An 18,602-nucleotide genomic window follows, 5' to 3' on the forward strand; every position below is an offset into this window, starting at 1 on the left:
CAAGGCCAAATGATGTATAGAACGTCATCATTCTTCATTTCAACTCCAAAACCAGGACTAAATGATGTATTGAGCGTTCCTATTCTTCATTTCAAACATGAATTCCTCACAAAATGGCAAAGGGATCACATCACTACTTATGATCAATTCACCTACAAAACAAAAATCCCCCGCATCTCTACGGGGGATTTCAACATATTATTATCTTGTTTGAGCAACGTCCAGACGGTTTGCTGCTCTTCTGAGTGCTAATTCTGCCCTTAGACGATCAATATGGTCATCGTTTGAACGAAGGCGTTGTTCGGCACGATCTTTTGCTTTTTCAGCACGTGCTACATCGATATCTGAAGGTTTTTCAGCAGATTGAGCAAGAATTGTTACTTTATCTGGGCGAACCTCCAAAAATCCGCCATTAATAGCTAGCTTGTCTTCACTTGAATCACGCTTTAAGCGAACGCTTGAGATTGCAAGTGGCGCAACCAATGGAATATGACCTGGTAAAATACCTAGTTCACCATTTTCTGCTTTACAGCTAACCATTTCATACGTATCTTCTAAAACAGGGCCATCAGGAGTAACAACACTCACAGTTAGTGTTTTCAATGTAACCCCTCCTTAGACTGGCTTCACTTTATGTCAGTCCATTGACTAACATAAAGTGCGTGGGTGTTTACCGAGCCAAATGTCTATTTATTATTCCATGCTTTTCGCTTTTTCTACTACTTCTTCAATGCGACCAACTAGACGGAATGCGTCTTCTGGTAGATCATCGTATTTACCTTCTAAAATCTCTTTGAATCCTTTAACAGTTTCTTGTACTGGTACGTAAGATCCTGCTTGACCAGTAAATTGTTCTGCTACGTGGAAGTTTTGAGATAGGAAGAATTGGATACGACGTGCACGAGCAACCGTTAATTTATCGTCATCTGAAAGCTCATCCATACCTAGGATTGCAATGATGTCTTGTAATTCACGGTACTTTTGCAGTGTAGCCTGTACGTCACGTGCTACTTCATAGTGCTCAGCGCCAACAATTTCAGGGTCTAGTGCACGAGAAGTTGATGCAAGTGGATCCACCGCAGGGTAGATACCTTGCTCAGATAGTTTACGATCAAGGTTAGTTGTTGCATCTAAGTGAGCGAATGTTGTAGCTGGAGCCGGATCCGTGTAGTCATCGGCTGGTACGTAAATCGCTTGGATAGATGTAACAGAACCTTTGTTAGTTGATGTAATACGTTCTTGTAATTGTCCCATTTCAGTAGCAAGAGTTGGTTGGTAACCAACGGCAGATGGCATACGGCCTAGTAGAGCTGATACCTCAGAACCTGCTTGTGTGAAACGGAAGATGTTGTCGATGAATAGAAGTACGTCTGCACCTTTTTCATCACGGAAATATTCCGCCATTGTAAGACCAGTAAGTGCTACACGCATACGTGCACCTGGTGGCTCGTTCATTTGTCCGAATACCATCGCAGTTTTTGTGATAACACCTGAGTCTTTCATTTCATAGTAAAGGTCATTACCTTCACGTGTACGCTCTCCAACACCTGCGAATACGGAAATACCGCCGTGCTCTTGTGCGATGTTGTTGATTAATTCCTGGATTAATACGGTTTTACCTACACCGGCACCACCGAATAAACCGATTTTACCACCTTTAATGTAAGGTGCTAATAAGTCAACAACCTTGATTCCTGTTTCAAGAATCTCAGTTTCTGTTGATAAATCTTCATATTTAGGAGCTGCGCGGTGAATTGGGTCTAAACGAATACCTTCTGGTAGTTCAGGATCCAAGTCAATTTTATCCCCTAATACGTTAAATACACGACCTAATGTTACGTCACCAACTGGTACAGAAATAGGTCTGCCTAAGTTTTCAACATCCATTCCACGTTGTAAACCATCCGTTGATGCCATCGCAATTGTACGGACAGAGTTATCACCTAGGTGAAGGGCAACTTCTAGAGTTAATGTACCTTCTGCTAGTTTGACAGTTAATGCGTTATAAATTTCAGGAAGCTTGCCGTCATCGAATTTTACGTCAACGACCGGTCCCATTACTTGAGTAACGTGTCCTAAGCTCATCGATATTTCCCTCCTAACTTACTTTCAACCTAAGATTATTCTAGAGCGCTTGCTCCACCAACAATCTCGGTTATTTCTTGTGTGATTGCTGCTTGGCGTGCACGGTTATAAGTCAAGGATAGATCATCAATCAAGTCTGATGCGTTATCGCTTGCACTACGCATAGCCGTCATACGTGCAGCATGTTCACTTGCTTTTGCGTCCAGTAATGAACCGTAGATAAGACTTTCTGCGTACTGCGGTAATAGTACTGCAAGAATCTCTTCCTCATCAGGCTCATATTCATACTGGCTGCTTGTTCCGGTAGTAGTATCCATATTTTCAATAGGCAATAACTGGTTCGCTGTAGCCACTTGAGAAATTGCACTAACATAATGGTTATAAATAATTATAAGCTTATCAATCTCTTGATCAGAGTACATTTGTACTGTTTCAGTAGCCATATCCTTGATAAATGCAAATGAAGGCTGATCTGGTAGTCCAATAATGCTTTTGGCCACTGGAAACCCGCGTTTCTTACAGAAGTCAACAGCCATTCTTCCAATTGCAATGACAGTATATTCGTCACGTGATCCGTGATTTTTCTGGATTGTATTGTTTAAATGTCGCAAAATGTTCGCGTTATAAGCACCTGCTAAACCACTATCAGAAGTAATAGCAATATAACCTGTTTTTTTCACTTCACGTGTTTGGAGCATCGGATGAGTTGCATCGGTATGCTTTGCAATACTTGCTACAACCTCTTGCATTTTTTCGCTATATGGAACGAAAGCTTTCGCATTTTGTTCCGCTTTATTCATCTTAGATGCAGACACCATTTCCATCGCTTTGGTGATTTTTTTCATTTTGGATGTAGAATCAATACGTTTTTTTATATCTCTAAGTGATGCCAAGCTTTTTCACCACCCTTTCGTAGCAGAGTTAAAGGGTAAAAAGCTTATGAGATCATCAAGCCCCTAAGCTTCTTACTCATCACTCTTAAAGGTATTTATTAATTATCAGATGTTAAAAATGTCTTTTTAAATGATTCAATTGCACTGTTCATATCTTCTGCTTCAGGAAGTTTTCCAGTGTCACGGATTGTAGCAAGTAATTCAGGTTTATTCGTATCTAACCATACATTGAACTCTGCTTCAAAGCGTGTGATATCCCCAACTGGAATATCATCTAAGAAACCTTTTGTTAGAGCATAAATAATCGCTACTTGGTATTCCACTTTAAGTGGCTTGTGTAAGCCTTGTTTTAGTACTTCTACAGTTCGTGCACCACGGTTTAGTTTTGCTTGTGTAGCTTTATCAAGGTCAGAACCAAATTGAGCAAATGCTTCTAGTTCACGGAAAGAAGCTAAGTCTAGACGTAATGTACCTGCTACGCTCTTCATTGCCTTGATTTGAGCGGAAGTACCTACACGTGATACAGAAAGACCTGGGTTAATCGCTGGACGTACTCCAGAGAAGAATAGGTCAGATTGCAAGAAAATTTGTCCATCTGTGATGGAGATAACGTTTGTTGGAATGTATGCAGAGATATCCCCTGCTTGTGTTTCAACAAATGGAAGTGCAGTTAGTGAACCAGCACCAAGTGCGTCACTTAGTTTCGCTGCACGCTCTAGCAACCTAGAGTGTAAGTAGAATACATCCCCTGGGAATGCTTCACGACCTGGAGGACGACGAAGTAATAGGGAAAGCTCACGATATGCTGATGCTTGTTTAGATAAATCATCATATACGACAAGCACGTGCTTGCCATTGTACATGAATTCTTCACCCATCGTTACACCTGTATATGGTGCTAGGTATAATAATGGAGCTGGGTCAGATGCACCTGCAGCTACAACGATTGTGTAGTCTAATGCACCATAACGGCGGAATGTTTCCACTGTTCCACGAACAGTTGATTCTTTTTGACCAATGGCAACATAGATACAGATCATGTCTTGGTCTTTTTGGTTAAGGATCGTGTCAACTGCAACGGTTGTTTTACCAGTTTGACGGTCCCCAATGATAAGTTCACGTTGTCCACGGCCAATTGGTACTAGTGCGTCAATCGCTTTAATACCTGTTTGAAGTGGTTCATGAACGGATTTACGATCCATAACTCCTGGAGCAGGAGATTCGATTGGACGAGATTTAGACGTTTCGATTGGCTTACCACCATCAATTGGTTGTCCTAATGGGTTAACTACACGACCGATTAGTTCCTCACCAACTGGCACTTGCATGATACGTCCTGTACGGCGAACTTCATCGCCTTCTTTAATTTCAGTGTATGGTCCAAGAATAATAATACCGACGTTAGACTCTTCCAAGTTTTGCGCCATACCCATTACACCATTAGAAAATTCAACAAGCTCTCCAGCCATGACATTGTCAAGACCATGAGCACGTGCGATACCGTCACCAATTTCAATAACTGTTCCGACATCACTTACTTCAATATCTGAATCGAAATTTTCGATTTGCTGCTTAATCAGTTTACTGATTTCTTCAGCTTTGATGCTCATACCATTTCACCCCTATCATCAAATGTACGTTAGAAAAACTCGCATTCGCTCGTTCTTGGCGAATGTGTTAGTTTTTCTTATGTCGGCGGAAAGGGTCTATACTTTCCTAACTACCAAGTTTAATATTTTGCTCAATACGACGTAATTTTCCGCTAATCGTTCCATCATAAATGGTGTTACCCATGCGAATCTTCACACCACCGACAAGACTAGAATCTACTACATTTTCAAGCTTAATCACTGATTTATTCAAACGCTTTGCGAATGAAAGTTCAAGGTCCGCTTTTTCAGCATCGGATAACTTACGAACAGAATATACTTTACCTTGTGCAACTCCCGACGCCTCGTTTACAAGTGTTTCAAAAGCATCTACAACATCCGTTGTAATTCCTACACGATGACGTTCCACAAGAATCTTTAATGTATTTAATACATCTTGTGATACTCCTGCAAAAACTTCATCTAAAAAGATACGCTTTTTCTCATTTGTCACACGAGGATGTGCTAGGAATGTTTGTAATTCTTTATTTTCCTCGAAAACTTGCTTTACAACACGAAGTTCTTCTAGATAATCATTCAGTGAAGATTTTTCACTTGCTAGTTGGAAAAGAGCATCTGCGTAACGTTTTGCAACTACTGCTTCACTCATCGCTCTTCTCCTACCTCTTTAATGTATTCGTTGATCAATTTCTCTTGATCTTGTGCACTCAATTCTTTCTCAATAACCTTACTTGCAATAAGAACAGATAAGGACGCAACTTGATCTTGAAGTGCTTGTAGTGCTTTTTCTTTTTCGTTTTGAATTTCTGCTTGTGCTGCTTTTTTGATGCGATCTGCTTCAAGCCTAGCCGAATCAATAATATCTTGTTCTTGTTTCACACCAGCATTTTTTGCATCTTCTATAATTTTTTGTGCTTCTAATTTCATTTGTTTTAACTGCTCTGTAGCTTCTTTTGCTGCTTTCTCTGCTTCTTGCCTTGAGTTTTCTGCAGCTTCAATTTCACTTGCTACATATTCTTCACGCTTTTTCATCATATTCATTACTGGTCCCCAAGCGAACTTACCAACTAGGAATAGTAATAATAGGAAGAAGAAAAGCTGTACTAACATGTCCCCAACGTGAAATCCCCAAATTACTCCAGAAGCATATATCGTTGTGAATGCTTGCACTCGAATTCACTCCTTTCAACCTGATTCTGGTCAATTAAATAATGTTCATATCATACTCAGGTAAAAACAACGGCGAAGTTATACTGGTCATCTTCGCCATTTTAAAATTGAATATTATCTTAATTAGCTACCCATTACCATCAATGCGATAACTACCGCGATGATAGGCATAGCCTCAACTAGACCTACACCAATGAACATTGTAGTTTGAAGTGAACCTTTAAGTTCAGGTTGACGAGCAATCCCTTCTACTGTACGACTAACAATCATACCGTTACCAATACCTGCACCAAGTGCTGCTAAACCTACTGCTATTGCTGCTGCTAAAGCTCCCATAATATAAAATCCTCCTTAAAATGTATAAATAATTTTTTTAATATTTTCCGGTTTTAACAGATTACTATTAAAACTGGTTAATTAATGAGATTAATGTTCTTCACTAACTTTATGCGAAATATAAACCATTGCTAGCATTGTGAAGATAAATGCTTGGATACCTCCGATAAATAAAGAGAATCCTTGCCATGCTAAGAATGGAATTGCTCCTCCAATGAATCCTAGAACACCTGAAGTTGTTAATCCTACTAGTAAAGTTAGTAGTACTTCACCGGCATATAAGTTACCAAATAGACGTAAGCCTAGAGTTAGCGTATTCGCAAACTCTTCAATTATTTTAATTGGAAATAAAAATGGTAGTGGACGGAAATAATCTTTTACATATTCTTTACCACCACGTAGTTTAATCCCATAGAAATGAGATAAGACAATAACCATCGCTGCTAGTGTCATGGTAATTCCCGGGTCCGCTGTTGGTGACTTCCACCAAACATTGTGGTCGTGTACTCCATTTGTGATAACACCTAGCATATTCCCTACTAAAATATAAGAGAATAGTGTTAATGCTAATGGTAAGAATAGCTTACCAGTCTTCCAATCCATCGTGTCATTTACGATTCCTTTTACGAAATCCAGAACCCATTCCATGACATTCTGCGCACCAGTCGGTTTCATTTTTAACTTTCTAGCACCTAGCACGGAAAGGATAAATACGATTGCAGAAGTAACAATAATCATAAATACGTTTGACAAATTGAAATCAAGCCAAGATATTCCAAAGACGTCATGCACTATCGGCGCCTCATGACCCATACTTATTCACCCCTCTTTCAAGCGCTGTCGTTATTTTTTTTCATAAAGAAATCTATCATAATGACTAAGTAAGAAGTCATTAATCCAATTATTACAGCAATCACATCAAAGTATTCTTCGTAGCGAAGTGCTATAATGATTGCTAAACTGGCTGCGGCGAATCTGGATATCATCCCTATTCCTCGTGGTTTCTCACTTTTAGCGACTGCTTCTGTAAATTCAATTGTTTTCTTTTGTAACAGATAAAGGTTATAGAAGCTTATGGTACTTCCAAGTAGTAGCCCGAGGAAAACTTGTAAATAAGGAGTAAATCCTGCCCCAAGTACTAGAATTGCTAATAGGTAAAACATCCACTTACGCTGACGGGCATATTGCATTTCGTTGTTGGTCATTCCTTATTATCTCCCGTTTCCGTGAATTTCCTAACAGTTGTCATCATTCCATAGATTCCTACAGCTAGTCCGATTAAAAGCCCAATTATTATGAAAATTGGCTTTGTAGATAGAAGTTTGTCGATCCAGCTACCGAGGAAAATACCTAGAATTGTTCCACCTGCTAAATTAGCAGAAACTGCACTTGCTAACACAATTGCATGATGTGGCTTTTTCCCCATCTTTTTCACTCCTTTTCAAGAGATCCTTGGGGATTAAAAAAACTGGAGTGGTTTCATTAACTAATCCTATGTATCTTATTAACTTTTCACACAGTTATGCAGCATAAATGAAAACCTTATCATTCTTATTCCACACTAAGTCAGTTTACCTTAGCCAACCTTTGTTTGTCAATTGAATTCCATGTAAATTTGACATATTTCATGCATTCCATTTTTTTCATAATAAAATGGCGTTTTAGAATGCTGTGAAATTGAATATTACTATATAATTATATCGGATTCATATAGTTGTATTAGTGACAGTTTTGTGAACGTGGGTTAGGATTTGTGAGTTTAGTTTTGTACAAGGATTTGCGAAAGGCGTGGGAATTCAACTTAGCTGAGCGAGCTGCTATCAAGTACTCGTTAGAATTCGAGTATATCTTACAATCTATTACAGACTCCTCGCGAATGCTGTGACTAAAGTGGTGACGGGAAACTCTGAAATGATGATGTGGCTGGTTGTCATACGCACGTGCAACCAGCCACATATTCCATTACAACTCAGGACTAATAATCAACTCCGTTTCATAACTCTCATAGGTTCCATCTTCAAGCTGCAAGGTGATAATAGCTAAGTATCTACCTGGCTTACCAATATCTCTACTGTTTATATACCCTTCATTCATACCAACTTGTGTATCTTCCATTCGAAGTAAAGTTCTATCGTATACGAGTGAATGTGGATCATATAGTTCTACTTCAATATTACGGGTCTCCTCCGTTACATAAAGGCGGTAACTATATTCATCTTTAGAAAAAGGCTTTAGTGAAAACTCAAAACCAGTTGCCTTTGGATAATCTGCTGTTTCATTAATAAACAAGTATGGTAGATGATATATTTCGCCTTCTGAACTTAATTCCAACCACCCTTGATGAATTCCTTTTTCCAGTTGTGGCGATGTAATACTTAGTTCAACAGGTATGTCTATTTTTTCACCTGCTTTTACTTTAAATGGAAGTGGTAGATTCCAGCTCAAACCTTGTTGCTTGGAGGGGATGTTAAAAGAAAATTTCCTAGATTGTTTGGATGTGTTCTCGATTGTTACGTTCACTTCCTGCGTTTTTCGGTACTCATTGATTTTTCCAAATGAAAGTGATGGGTTGTATATTATGGTTGGTGTTTCGATCGCTTGTTTTGGATCCACTTTTCCCATCCCTTGAACAATTGGCTCGGCCGGTTGTCCCTCTTCATCCTCCACTCTTTGAGCGGTTGTTTTCAGCGCTCCAAAAATTTGTTCATTGGTCCAATTGGGTTTCGCTTCCTTTAAGAGAGCAATCACGCCAGCAACATGTGGTGCTGCCATACTTGTCCCTTGTAATGGCATATAACCTTCTGGAACGGTACTTAATATATTTGTTCCTGGAGCAAGAACATCGGGTTTTATTTCCCAATTCACGGTAACGGGTCCTCTTGAACTGAAAGTAGCAATACCGCTACTAGTTTTTTCGTAGATTGTTTCAATATAGGAGTGATTTTGCTCAGTAGCAAATTGAGCTAGCCACTCTCCATCCTTTTTAGATGCCGAAACCACTGGAATATTTATTGGTTCATCTTGGTCATGGATAGCACCTTGAAAATGGCCATCCACATTGTTATAAATAATTACCGCGATTGCGCCTTCTTCCTCAGCATTCTTCGCTAGTTCATAGAATGGTACCTCTCCCCTTTGAATGAGGGCAATTTTCCCTTTCATTTCAGTAGAATCTAAGGTTGCAATTTCATAATCCATGGCTAGTTTCCAAGGGGTTGACCCTGCCATAGGTAAGATGGATATTTTTTTATTTGTTAACGAATCGTATAATAGTGGAACGGTTTGCGAGTTAGCAAAAGCCCCAACTGCTAATGCTTTTGTTGCGGTGGCTGGAGCTCCGACTGTCCAATTATCTGGACCACTATTTCCATTTGCTATAACAACAGCTACCCCTAGTTCAGCAGCACGATTTACCGCAACACTTGTTGGATAATCAGGTCCATTAACCGAGTTCCCAAGTGAAAGATTGATAATATCGACACCATCCTCCACCGCCTTTTCCATTGCAGCGATCACTTGAACCGATGTGCCGCTACCCCCAGGTCCAAGTGCACGGTACGCACGAATCTCTGCTTCTGGGGCTACACCTTTAAGGCTTCCATTTGCAGCAATAATTCCTGCGACATGACTTCCATGGTTCGTGGGCATCCCTTCTGTTTCCAATGTTTCCATTGGATCATCATCCAAATCAACTAAATCATACCCACCAGTATAGTTTCCTTGCAGATCGGGGTGGGTATGATCAATTCCTGTATCAACAACGCCGACTTTAATTCCTTTGCCAGTGTATGTCGTATTATTCAAAGCAGAAGGCAACACAATATCCGGATACTCCTTCACAACATCTTCGACAGAGTTCACGGATCCCTGTTTCTTTGTGGTTACATCAAATTGGGTAGCCTGGTATGTTTGGACTGTATGTACGGTTTTGACGAATTCTAACGAGCCCATTTTCGCTAAGTCATTCGGTGATCCTTGTAATGCCAAACCGTTAAATAATTTATTATACGTAGCAATTACAGTAATAAATGGATGATAAGCTTCTACATACTTTTTATGTTCTAATGGGTTGCCCTCCACTTCAATGATGATTGATTCGAGATTGTCAGTTTCCAGTGCTTGGACGGGGATTTGGTTTTGAGGTGGAATGATAATTAATATGGTAAACACCAAGAAAGCTACTAGTAAGTTACGCACACAGATTCCTCCTTAAGTTTAGCATTTGTATTTCTCGCTGGATTGATACATGAAATGAAGAAAGAGACTTCCAATTATGGAAGCCTCTCGTCATCATTTATTAAAATATGCTGTAATGGCATCTGCAATTCTACGAGATGCTTCCCCATCACCATAAGGATTGGAAGCTTTCGCCATTTTGTCATATGCCTCTTGGCTGGATAAAAGTTCATCTGCTAGTGTGAAGATTGTTTCCTCGTCCGTTCCTGCAAGTTTTAGTGTTCCTGCTTCGATTCCTTCTGGACGTTCAGTCGTATCGCGAAGTACAAGAACTGGAACTCCTAGTGACGGAGCCTCCTCTTGCACACCACCAGAATCAGTAAGAATTAAGTGTGCGTGCGCTGCAAAGTTATGAAAGTCCACTACATCCAGTGGTTCAATTAGCTGGATACGTTCATCATTCCCTAATATCTCATTGGCAGTTTCGCGAACAACTGGATTCAAGTGCATCGGATACACGACTTGAATATCCTGATGTTTTTCCACTAATCGCTTAATAGCCCGGAACATTTGCTGCATGTTAGCTCCTAAGTTTTCACGACGATGTGCAGTCATCAATACTAGACGTTTTCCTTTCAGTCCGTCTAATATTGGGTTCGCGTATTTTTCATCGACAGTTGTTTTCAATGCATCAATAGCCGTGTTACCCGTTACATAAATACGGTCTTCTGGTTTATTTTCATCCAAAAGATTTTGCTTTGATTTTTCTGTTGGTGAAAAATGTAAATCTGCCATTACCCCAGTGAGTTGGCGATTCATTTCCTCTGGGTATGGAGAGTATTTATTCCAAGTACGTAGACCCGCTTCAACATGTCCTACTGCAATTTGATTGTAGTAAGCTGCTAAAGACGCAGCAAATGTTGTACTTGTATCCCCATGGACAAGTACAATATCAGGCTGTGTTTTTTTCATCACTTCATCTAGACCTTCAAGAGCACGTGTCATGATTTGTGCTAATGTCTGCTTTTGCTTCATGATGTTTAAATCATAATCTGGCGTGATTTTGAAGATGTCTAAAACCTGATCCAGCATTTCACGATGTTGAGCCGTTACTGTTACAATTGGTTCAAATTCATCCGAACGTTTTTTCAATTCAAGAACAAGCGGAGCCATTTTAATTGCTTCCGGTCTTGTCCCAAAAATTGTCATTACTTTGATACGTTTTGGCATCTTAATCCACTCCGATCATTCTATATTTATCCAATCCCAATTTCATTTAAGATTATTTAGTGCCGAATAAACGGTCACCAGCATCTCCTAGTCCTGGCACAATATACGCATGATCATCTAATTTTTCGTCAAGTGCAGCTAAATAAATATCCACATCCGGATGTGCTTCTTTGATAACTTCTACTCCCTCTGGTGCAGCAATTAGGCACATAAGGCGAATATTTTTAGCACCACGTTTTTTCAATGACTGGATTGCATCCTTAGCAGAACCACCAGTCGCAAGCATTGGGTCAATTACAATTAACTCACGCTCATGGATATCAGAAGGAAGCTTTATGTAATATTCGACTGGCTGTAATGTTTCTGGATCACGGTATAATCCAACATGTCCAACCTTTGCAGCAGGAATTAATTTTAACATTCCGTCCACCATACCAAGTCCTGCACGTAAAATTGGAACAAGTCCGATTTTCTTACCAGCTAATACTTTTGTTTTCGTTTTTATAACTGGTGTCTCAATTGTTGTTTCTTCTAGTGGTAGATCGCGGGTAATTTCGAATGCCATAAGCATTGCTACCTCATCTACTAATTCACGAAATTCCTTTGTTCCGGTTTCTTTATTTCGGATAAATGATATTTTATGTTGGATCAACGGATGATCTAAAACATGTACATTTCCCATTTGGCGATCACTCCTTATCATATTAGTTACATCTTTAAAATTGTACTCAAAAAAACGTACTTATTCAAGGTTGAGGTCTGAAATATTAGGATTGATTTGGGTTGGAATTCGTTAATTGTGATAGATAGTGATTACGTAATCGGTTTCATTATTTTTTGACTGGATGGGATGAACTTGAGACCGCGGCCGGGATACTTGCGACCAATTCGGATGAACATCGGACCGAGTCTGAGAAACTTGCGACCAATGAGGATGAACTTGATCCCGAGTCCGATAAACTTGTGACCCACCAAACAAAATCAATTCAAAACCCAACAAAAATGAGGATGCCTAATCAAGCATCCTCATTTATTATATCTTACACATATAAAGGTGATTTTTCAGTTAATGCTAACACACGGTCAGCGGCTTCTTTTAGGACCGCTTCATTTTCATGATTCTTTAATGTCATGGAAATGATGCTAGCAATTTCACGCATTTCTTGTTCTTTAAATCCGCGGGTTGTAACAGCAGGGGTTCCGATACGGATTCCGCTTGTTACAAACGGACTTGCAGTGTCGAATGGAATAGTGTTTTTGTTAACAGTAATTCCGATTTCGTCTAATACATGTTCTGCTACTTTTCCGGTAATTCCTAGTGGTGTTACATCTAATAATAGTAGATGATTGTCTGTACCACCTGATACAACGCGAATTCCCTCAGCAACTAATGCTTCACCTAATGTTTTGGCATTGGCAATGATTTGCTCGTTATAAGCTTTAAAATCATCGGATAACGCTTCTTTGAACGCAGTAGCTTTCGCAGCGATGATGTGCATTAATGGGCCACCTTGCATTCCTGGGAATACAGCTTTATCTACTTTCTTTGCATGTTCTTCTTTACAAAGAATCATTCCGCCACGTGGGCCACGTAAAGTTTTATGTGTTGTTGTTGTTACAAAGTCTGCATAAGGGACTGGATTTGGATGTAAGCCAGCTGCAACAAGTCCTGCGATGTGAGCCATATCCACCATTAGGTATGCTCCAACCTCGTCAGCAATTTCACGGAACTTCGCAAAATCAAGGGTACGAGAGTAGGCACTTGCACCTGCTACAATTAGTTTAGGTTTTACTTCTTTTGCTTTTTCTAAAACTTTATCATAATCCAGTGTTTCTGTTTCTTTTTCCACACCATAATCTACAAAGTTGTATAATGTTCCACTGAAGTTAACAGGGCTCCCATGAGTTAAGTGTCCACCATGGCTTAAATTCATTCCAAGAACAGTATCTCCTGTTTCAAGAATGGAGAAATATACTGCCATATTTGCTTGTGCTCCCGAGTGAGGTTGTACGTTAGCATGTTCTGCACCGAATAACTTCTTTGCACGGTCACGGGCTAAGTTTTCTACGACATCGACATGTTCACAACCACCGTAATACCGCTTGCCAGGGTAGCCTTCTGCATATTTATTGGTTAATACAGATCCCATCGCTTCCATGACAGATTCTGATACAAAGTTCTCGGATGCAATTAACTCAATTTTTGTTTGTTGGCGTTTTTTTTCAGCTTCCATTGCTTCAAATAGTTCATGGTCTGTTTGTTTTAAGTGTTCCATTGGTAATCCTCCCTGTTTTTACTATTTCTGTTAAACCAATCTCGCTATATTTCTCTTACTATTAAACTAAAACCCGTTGCTCAAAATACAAGAATTACTTTTTACTTAAACCCCATAAAACGCTCTTTCCCCACCTATTAGTTTAGGTCGTGTTTTTGCTGCGTTGATTCTTGCTTTTCCTATGTAACGTTGGTCTAGTCTGACGGGAACCGCTACATGTTTAAGGTGCATGCCAATCATGGTTTCGCCAATGTCTATTCCAGCGTGCGCTTGGATTTGTTCCACAACAACTGGGTTTTCCATATGTTTATAAGCGTAGGATGCCATAGCTCCTCCTGCTTTAGGAATCGGAATGACAGATACTTCCTCTAACCGGTATTCTTCTGCTGTTTCACGTTCTACAACAAGTGCACGGTTTAAATGTTCACAGCATTGAAAGGCTAGATGAATGCCAGTCCTTAATTTTAATCCCATTAAACTCGAAAAGATTTGTGCTGCAATATCCTCACTTCCAGCTGTGCCAATATGTTCCCCGGCAACTTCACTTGTAGAGCAACCGGTTACAAAAATCGAGCCATTTTTTAACATATTTTTATTTTCAATCTCTAGCATAACGATTTGTAGTTCTTTTTTTATATTATCCATTGCCATCATCCATCACCATACTTAAATAATTGGCGAGAGATGGACCCTCGCCATATTTATTAAAGATTTTGATCTTCGTAAGCTGTAATTTTATCAAGACGTTTTTGGTGGCGGTCACCTTCAAAATCTGTTTCTAGCCATGCTTTTGCGATTTCTCTAGCAAGACCAGGGCCAAGTACACGTTCACCCATAGCAATCATATTCGAATTATTATGCATACGAGTTAACTTTGCACTATAAACATCAGAAAGAAGTGCACAACGAATACCTTTTACTTTATTTGCTGCAATGGACATTCCAATTCCTGTTCCACATACTAGGATTCCACGGTCAAATTCACCGTTTGCCACACGCTCTGCAGCTGGAAGAGCATAGTCAGGATAGTCTACTGATGTTTCACAACTACAGCCAATATCCTCATACGATATACCCATTTCATCTAATAGGCTTTTCACTTCATTACGAATTGTCATTCCTGCATGGTCACCTGAGATAATTACTTTCATCAATGTTACGCTCCTTGTCCTGTTGTATTAATTCACTCGAAACTTTTGAATTTGTTTATTTAAACCACTCGCTTGTTCTTCTAGATCCTGCACGAGATGATCCACTTTTCCAATCGATGCTGCTTGCTCATGAATAGAAGCACTCACTTCTTCGGCACCTGCTGATGTTTCCTCAGCAATGGCTGCAACCTCCTGTGATTGAGAAGCTGTTGCTTGAATGGAGGCAAGCTGTTGATTCACAATGGATAGAATAACATCAATTTCACTTGCCACTTCTTCAACGGAACCCGACATCTGCTCGATCGAAGCATTGGTTGTTACGCCATTCTCCGCTTCTCTAATTGCAAGATGTACATTTTCATTTATCTTCTTAACCACTTGATTAACATCTTCTTGGATTGCTTTAATTAAGCCAGAAATACGCCCTACAGCTTGGGCACTTTGGTCAGCTAGCTTACGAATTTCCTCAGCAACCACGGCAAAACCTTTACCATGTTCCCCTGCTCTAGCCGCTTCAATCGAAGCATTAAGTGCAAGAAGGTTCGTTTGCTCAGCTATTTCCCCAACCATCGATATAATCGACTCCACTTGAAATGCATTTTCCTTTAAGTGATTCACATCTTCAAGAGAAAGTTCTTGGTCTTTAGCTAGTTTTTGAATACCTTCAACAAGTTGATGTACCACTTGTTTACTCGTATCCAACGTTTCTAGCATGGTTGTTGATTTTTCTTTCGATAGGCCTGCTTTGTCCTGAACCTTCTCTGCAAGCGTTGTTGCCTCTTCCACAGATTCTACAGTTTGTTGAATCGCTTCTGATGAATTCTCTGCACCTTTTGAAATATCCTCGACAGATGCACTAATTAAATCTGAGTGCTGTGCTACCAAACTAGTTGCCTCACGTAATTGCACCACAGATTCATTGGTGTTATTAAAATGGACATCTATATTATGTACCATTTCTTTTAGATTTTTAAGCATAATATCGAATGAAGTACTTAATGCACGAATCTCATCATCTGAGGAAGGAATTTCCACTTCATGATTAAGCTGACCATCTGCTACTTCAGACGCAACACTTGCCAAACGATTCAGCGGTTTTGTAATAATCTGTGCCGCAAAGTATGCTAATACACCAGACCAAAAAATCCCCATAAGTAAAATAATGATTGTGTATGCTTCCATGGAAATCTGCCAAAATTCTACTACAAAGTCATAAAGAAAGTACATAAAAAATGCACTAGTGGAATAAGTAATGATAGCTAATATTGTTGTAAATAATGCAAGTTTCACCCTTAGTCCAAAGCGGTATTTGTTGCTCATCTTAATTTTCCCCCAGCTTTTTAATTTTTCTAGTTCAAGATACCAGCGTTTAACGAGTCATTCGCTTTACCGGTACCTTAAGCTTTTCTATTTTATATTTTTTTAATTAATTGCTCTATATAGTTTTCTAATTCATCCAATGTTTTTTTATAGGTGGCCATATCTCCACCGAATGGATCGGAAATATCATAATTTATTAGGCTGCTTTCAAGTTGACTAATTTTCTGAATGTCTGGTTGTAAGTATTCACGTAATTTTTTTTCCAATTGTACATTATTTAATTGATGTTGATTTTCTTGAATAAACTGGGATTTCTTCATTTCATAGTCTGCATAAAGTGATTTTAACTCATCCCATACTTTTCTATCGGAATCAGATACATATTCTTTCAACGTATAATACTTTTCTTGAAAATTAGGAAATTCCATAATGAGGGATTGTTTGTGTCCCGTCGTCATTAACAGAACAAGATCCGCCCAGTTTAGAAGTTTTTCATCCACAGGATTGGATTGATGGTTTAGTACAATCCCCTTTTGGTCTAGAAGTGTAACAACATGGTTAGCTGCACGTTGGTTTTTGGCCGCAAAAATCCCTGCAGATTTCACTTCTGCTCCTGGTAACTTACTTTTTAACAAAGCTTCAGCCATTGGGCTTCGACAAGTATTACCGGTACATACAAACAAAATTTTCATGAAAGAACCTCCAATTCCGGTGAAAATCATATACATATCTAAAATATAACATAGAATAATGTTAGTTGACAGAAAAAGAAAATAAAGTAAAATACAATGCAACAGACTATTCAGATTTTTTCTTTGTTTCACATTAATTTGTATAAATGATTATAAAGACATGCATTTAAAAGACGGATAGTTCTTTTTAACTAGTTATTTTTTCGTGAATTGTCAAAAAGTGAGAAAAATGTAGAAATTCTAATTCATAAGTATTACTATTAAGAGTATGAAATAAAAAATACCTAAGCTACCAATTTACTATTTTATAATTACTTTCCATTTTTGTTCACATAGCCTCTGGTGTTTCTCTATACAATATAGAGAAGTCTCATTTAGGTATTATCCTTTGGGAGGGGAAAAGAAATGAAAAATAATGAAACAGCTAATGTAGGTGACGTCGTTCTTTTTGACAGAAGGAATGGGCAGTATGAAGGGAAAGTGTTTCAAGTAAGAGAAAATAGTGTACTAGTTGAATTATCCAAGGATGCTGCAAAGATTTTAGGATATGAAATGCCTAATACTGTAGTGAGACACGGAAAATATAGTATTATATCATAATGTATAAGGGATTTTCCCTAGCGTTTTGAAAATATGGTGGCGCCTTCATTTAGAGGTGAATGTTAAAGTTCGTATTTATACAGGTCTGGAAATTTTATTTTTAATCTGACAAAAGAGGATGTCCAATCGGCATCCTCTTGTATATTTAAAACATAATGTAGAGGCCAAATCCACAAAGAATACTCCCTCCTAATATCCCACTATAGGCTCCTAAGAACCCATGCACCTTTCTACCAAGAATCATTCCAGCCCATGTTAAGACCATACTACTAGCTCCAAATAGAATTAGTGTAAGTGCCGTCTTCACTCCGGAAAGACCTAAGCTAAACCCAACGGAAAAACTATCGATACTCACACTTAAAGCCAAAATAATCAATCCCAAGCCAACCGTCTGTTCAACTCTTGCTGACTCATGATTAAAAGCCGAAAACAGCATATGAGCCCCGATTCCAAAAAGTAAAAGTCCCCCAGCTAAGGTTGTCCAATCCCCAATTTGTTCAGAAATTAGTTTACCCACTATAATCCCAAGAAAAGGCATCAAAATATGAAATAAACCAATTACTATCCCAATAAACGCAATCCGCTTTAACCGAATCTTCCGCATCCCCAGCCCAAGGCTTACAGAAAAAGCATCCATTCCTATAGCAACTGACATCATTAATATCGAAATAAACTCCCCCATGAATCATCCCCCTTGGACATGCCTTTTACACTATATGCCGGGTGGAGAGCGATTATGATTTTGAGTTTCATCGTAGGGTGTGCTGGAGTTTGGCTGATGTTCTGGCGTAATGGCTGATGTTCTGGCGTAATGGCTGATGTTCTGGCGTAATGGCTGGTGTTTCCGCATTACGGCCGATGTTTTTCGATTTTGGCTGATGTTTCCACAACTTGGCCGATGTTCCTCAAATTGGGCTGATGTTTCCGAGTCTCGGCCGATGTTCCTCGAATTCGGCTGATATCTTCGCGTCTTGGCCGATGTTCCTCGATTTTGGCTGATGTTTCCGCATATCGGCCGATGTTTCTCGATTTTGGCTGATATCTCCGCATATCGGCCGATGTT

At 39.2% G+C, this 18,602-nt stretch carries 20 protein-coding genes; 1 reads left to right on the plus strand and 19 read right to left on the minus strand.

The window, feature by feature from the left end; all coding sequences use genetic code 11:
• Positions 1-201: 201 nt before the first annotated feature.
• The 18 genes from K332_RS0112245 to K332_RS0112330 form a co-directional block, all read right to left on the minus strand.
• Positions 202-603: a F0F1 ATP synthase subunit epsilon gene (locus tag K332_RS0112245; RefSeq protein WP_026907708.1), complete on the minus strand. Its 402-nt coding sequence runs from the start codon at positions 601-603 to the stop codon at positions 202-204.
• A gap of 90 nt (positions 604-693) precedes the next feature.
• Positions 694-2,085, minus strand: a complete 1,392-nt coding sequence (gene atpD, locus K332_RS0112250; RefSeq protein ID WP_026907709.1) for a F0F1 ATP synthase subunit beta — start codon at positions 2,083-2,085, stop codon at positions 694-696.
• Between the two features lie 35 nt (positions 2,086-2,120).
• Positions 2,121-2,978 (minus strand): ATP synthase F1 subunit gamma, encoded by an 858-nt coding sequence (gene atpG / locus K332_RS0112255; RefSeq protein ID WP_026907710.1) that lies wholly within the window; start codon positions 2,976-2,978, stop codon positions 2,121-2,123.
• Between the two features lie 98 nt (positions 2,979-3,076).
• The gene (gene atpA, locus K332_RS0112260) at positions 3,077-4,588 is read right to left on the minus strand and encodes a F0F1 ATP synthase subunit alpha (RefSeq protein WP_026907711.1); all 1,512 of its coding nucleotides are present in this window, start codon (positions 4,586-4,588) and stop codon (positions 3,077-3,079) included.
• Between the two features lie 106 nt (positions 4,589-4,694).
• Positions 4,695-5,237: a F0F1 ATP synthase subunit delta gene (locus K332_RS0112265; RefSeq protein WP_026907712.1), complete on the minus strand. Its 543-nt coding sequence runs from the start codon at positions 5,235-5,237 to the stop codon at positions 4,695-4,697.
• Complete coding sequence (gene atpF, locus K332_RS0112270; RefSeq protein WP_026907713.1) at positions 5,234-5,758, minus strand: F0F1 ATP synthase subunit B; 525 nt, start codon at positions 5,756-5,758, stop codon at positions 5,234-5,236. The genes K332_RS0112265 and atpF overlap by 4 nt, the downstream gene beginning before the upstream one ends.
• Before the next feature lie 123 nt (positions 5,759-5,881).
• Positions 5,882-6,094 (minus strand): F0F1 ATP synthase subunit C, encoded by a 213-nt coding sequence (gene atpE, locus K332_RS0112275; RefSeq protein ID WP_026907714.1) that lies wholly within the window; start codon positions 6,092-6,094, stop codon positions 5,882-5,884.
• Between the two features lie 90 nt (positions 6,095-6,184).
• Positions 6,185-6,907: a F0F1 ATP synthase subunit A gene (gene atpB / locus K332_RS0112280; RefSeq protein ID WP_026907715.1), complete on the minus strand. Its 723-nt coding sequence runs from the start codon at positions 6,905-6,907 to the stop codon at positions 6,185-6,187.
• Positions 6,908-6,924: 17 nt separating this feature from the next.
• The gene (locus tag K332_RS0112285) at positions 6,925-7,299 is read right to left on the minus strand and encodes an ATP synthase subunit I (protein ID WP_026907716.1); all 375 of its coding nucleotides are present in this window, start codon (positions 7,297-7,299) and stop codon (positions 6,925-6,927) included.
• Positions 7,296-7,520, minus strand: a complete 225-nt coding sequence (locus tag K332_RS0112290) for an AtpZ/AtpI family protein (RefSeq protein WP_026907717.1) — start codon at positions 7,518-7,520, stop codon at positions 7,296-7,298. The genes K332_RS0112285 and K332_RS0112290 overlap by 4 nt, the downstream gene beginning before the upstream one ends.
• 536 nt (positions 7,521-8,056) lie before the next feature.
• Entirely contained in the window at positions 8,057-10,291 is a 2,235-nt protein-coding gene (locus K332_RS0112295) for a S8 family serine peptidase (RefSeq protein WP_281170925.1), read from the minus strand.
• 93 nt (positions 10,292-10,384) lie between these two features.
• Positions 10,385-11,500, minus strand: coding sequence for a non-hydrolyzing UDP-N-acetylglucosamine 2-epimerase (gene wecB / locus K332_RS0112300; RefSeq protein ID WP_026907719.1), 1,116 nt, complete (start codon positions 11,498-11,500; stop codon positions 10,385-10,387).
• Positions 11,501-11,552: 52 nt separating this feature from the next.
• Positions 11,553-12,182 (minus strand): uracil phosphoribosyltransferase, encoded by a 630-nt coding sequence (gene upp, locus K332_RS0112305; RefSeq protein WP_026907720.1) that lies wholly within the window; start codon positions 12,180-12,182, stop codon positions 11,553-11,555.
• Between the two features lie 358 nt (positions 12,183-12,540).
• The gene (locus K332_RS0112310; RefSeq protein ID WP_026907721.1) at positions 12,541-13,776 is read right to left on the minus strand and encodes a serine hydroxymethyltransferase; all 1,236 of its coding nucleotides are present in this window, start codon (positions 13,774-13,776) and stop codon (positions 12,541-12,543) included.
• Positions 13,777-13,881: 105 nt separating this feature from the next.
• Positions 13,882-14,421, minus strand: coding sequence for a TIGR01440 family protein (locus K332_RS0112315; protein WP_036688944.1), 540 nt, complete (start codon positions 14,419-14,421; stop codon positions 13,882-13,884).
• 59 nt (positions 14,422-14,480) lie between these two features.
• The gene (gene rpiB, locus K332_RS0112320) at positions 14,481-14,927 is read right to left on the minus strand and encodes a ribose 5-phosphate isomerase B (RefSeq protein WP_026907723.1); all 447 of its coding nucleotides are present in this window, start codon (positions 14,925-14,927) and stop codon (positions 14,481-14,483) included.
• A 27-nt stretch (positions 14,928-14,954) separates the two neighbouring features.
• Entirely contained in the window at positions 14,955-16,247 is a 1,293-nt protein-coding gene (locus K332_RS0112325) for a methyl-accepting chemotaxis protein (RefSeq protein ID WP_026907724.1), read from the minus strand.
• 92 nt (positions 16,248-16,339) lie between these two features.
• A complete protein-coding gene (locus K332_RS0112330) occupies positions 16,340-16,939 on the minus strand; it encodes an arsenate reductase/protein-tyrosine-phosphatase family protein (protein WP_026907725.1) in 600 nt (199 codons plus the stop codon).
• A 405-nt stretch (positions 16,940-17,344) separates the two neighbouring features.
• Here K332_RS0112330 and K332_RS0112335 point away from each other — a divergent pair, with 405 nt between their 5' ends.
• Positions 17,345-17,539, plus strand: coding sequence for a DUF2187 family protein (locus K332_RS0112335; RefSeq protein ID WP_026907726.1), 195 nt, complete (start codon positions 17,345-17,347; stop codon positions 17,537-17,539).
• Between the two features lie 145 nt (positions 17,540-17,684).
• On the opposite strand, the gene K332_RS0112340 is transcribed toward K332_RS0112335, so the two are convergent.
• A complete protein-coding gene (locus K332_RS0112340) occupies positions 17,685-18,221 on the minus strand; it encodes a manganese efflux pump MntP (protein WP_026907727.1) in 537 nt (178 codons plus the stop codon).
• Between the last annotated feature and the right edge of the window lie 381 nt (positions 18,222-18,602).

It is taken from the genome of Paucisalibacillus globulus DSM 18846 (assembly GCF_000482485.1).
GTDB classification, from domain to species: domain Bacteria; phylum Bacillota; class Bacilli; order Bacillales; family Amphibacillaceae; genus Ornithinibacillus; species Ornithinibacillus globulus.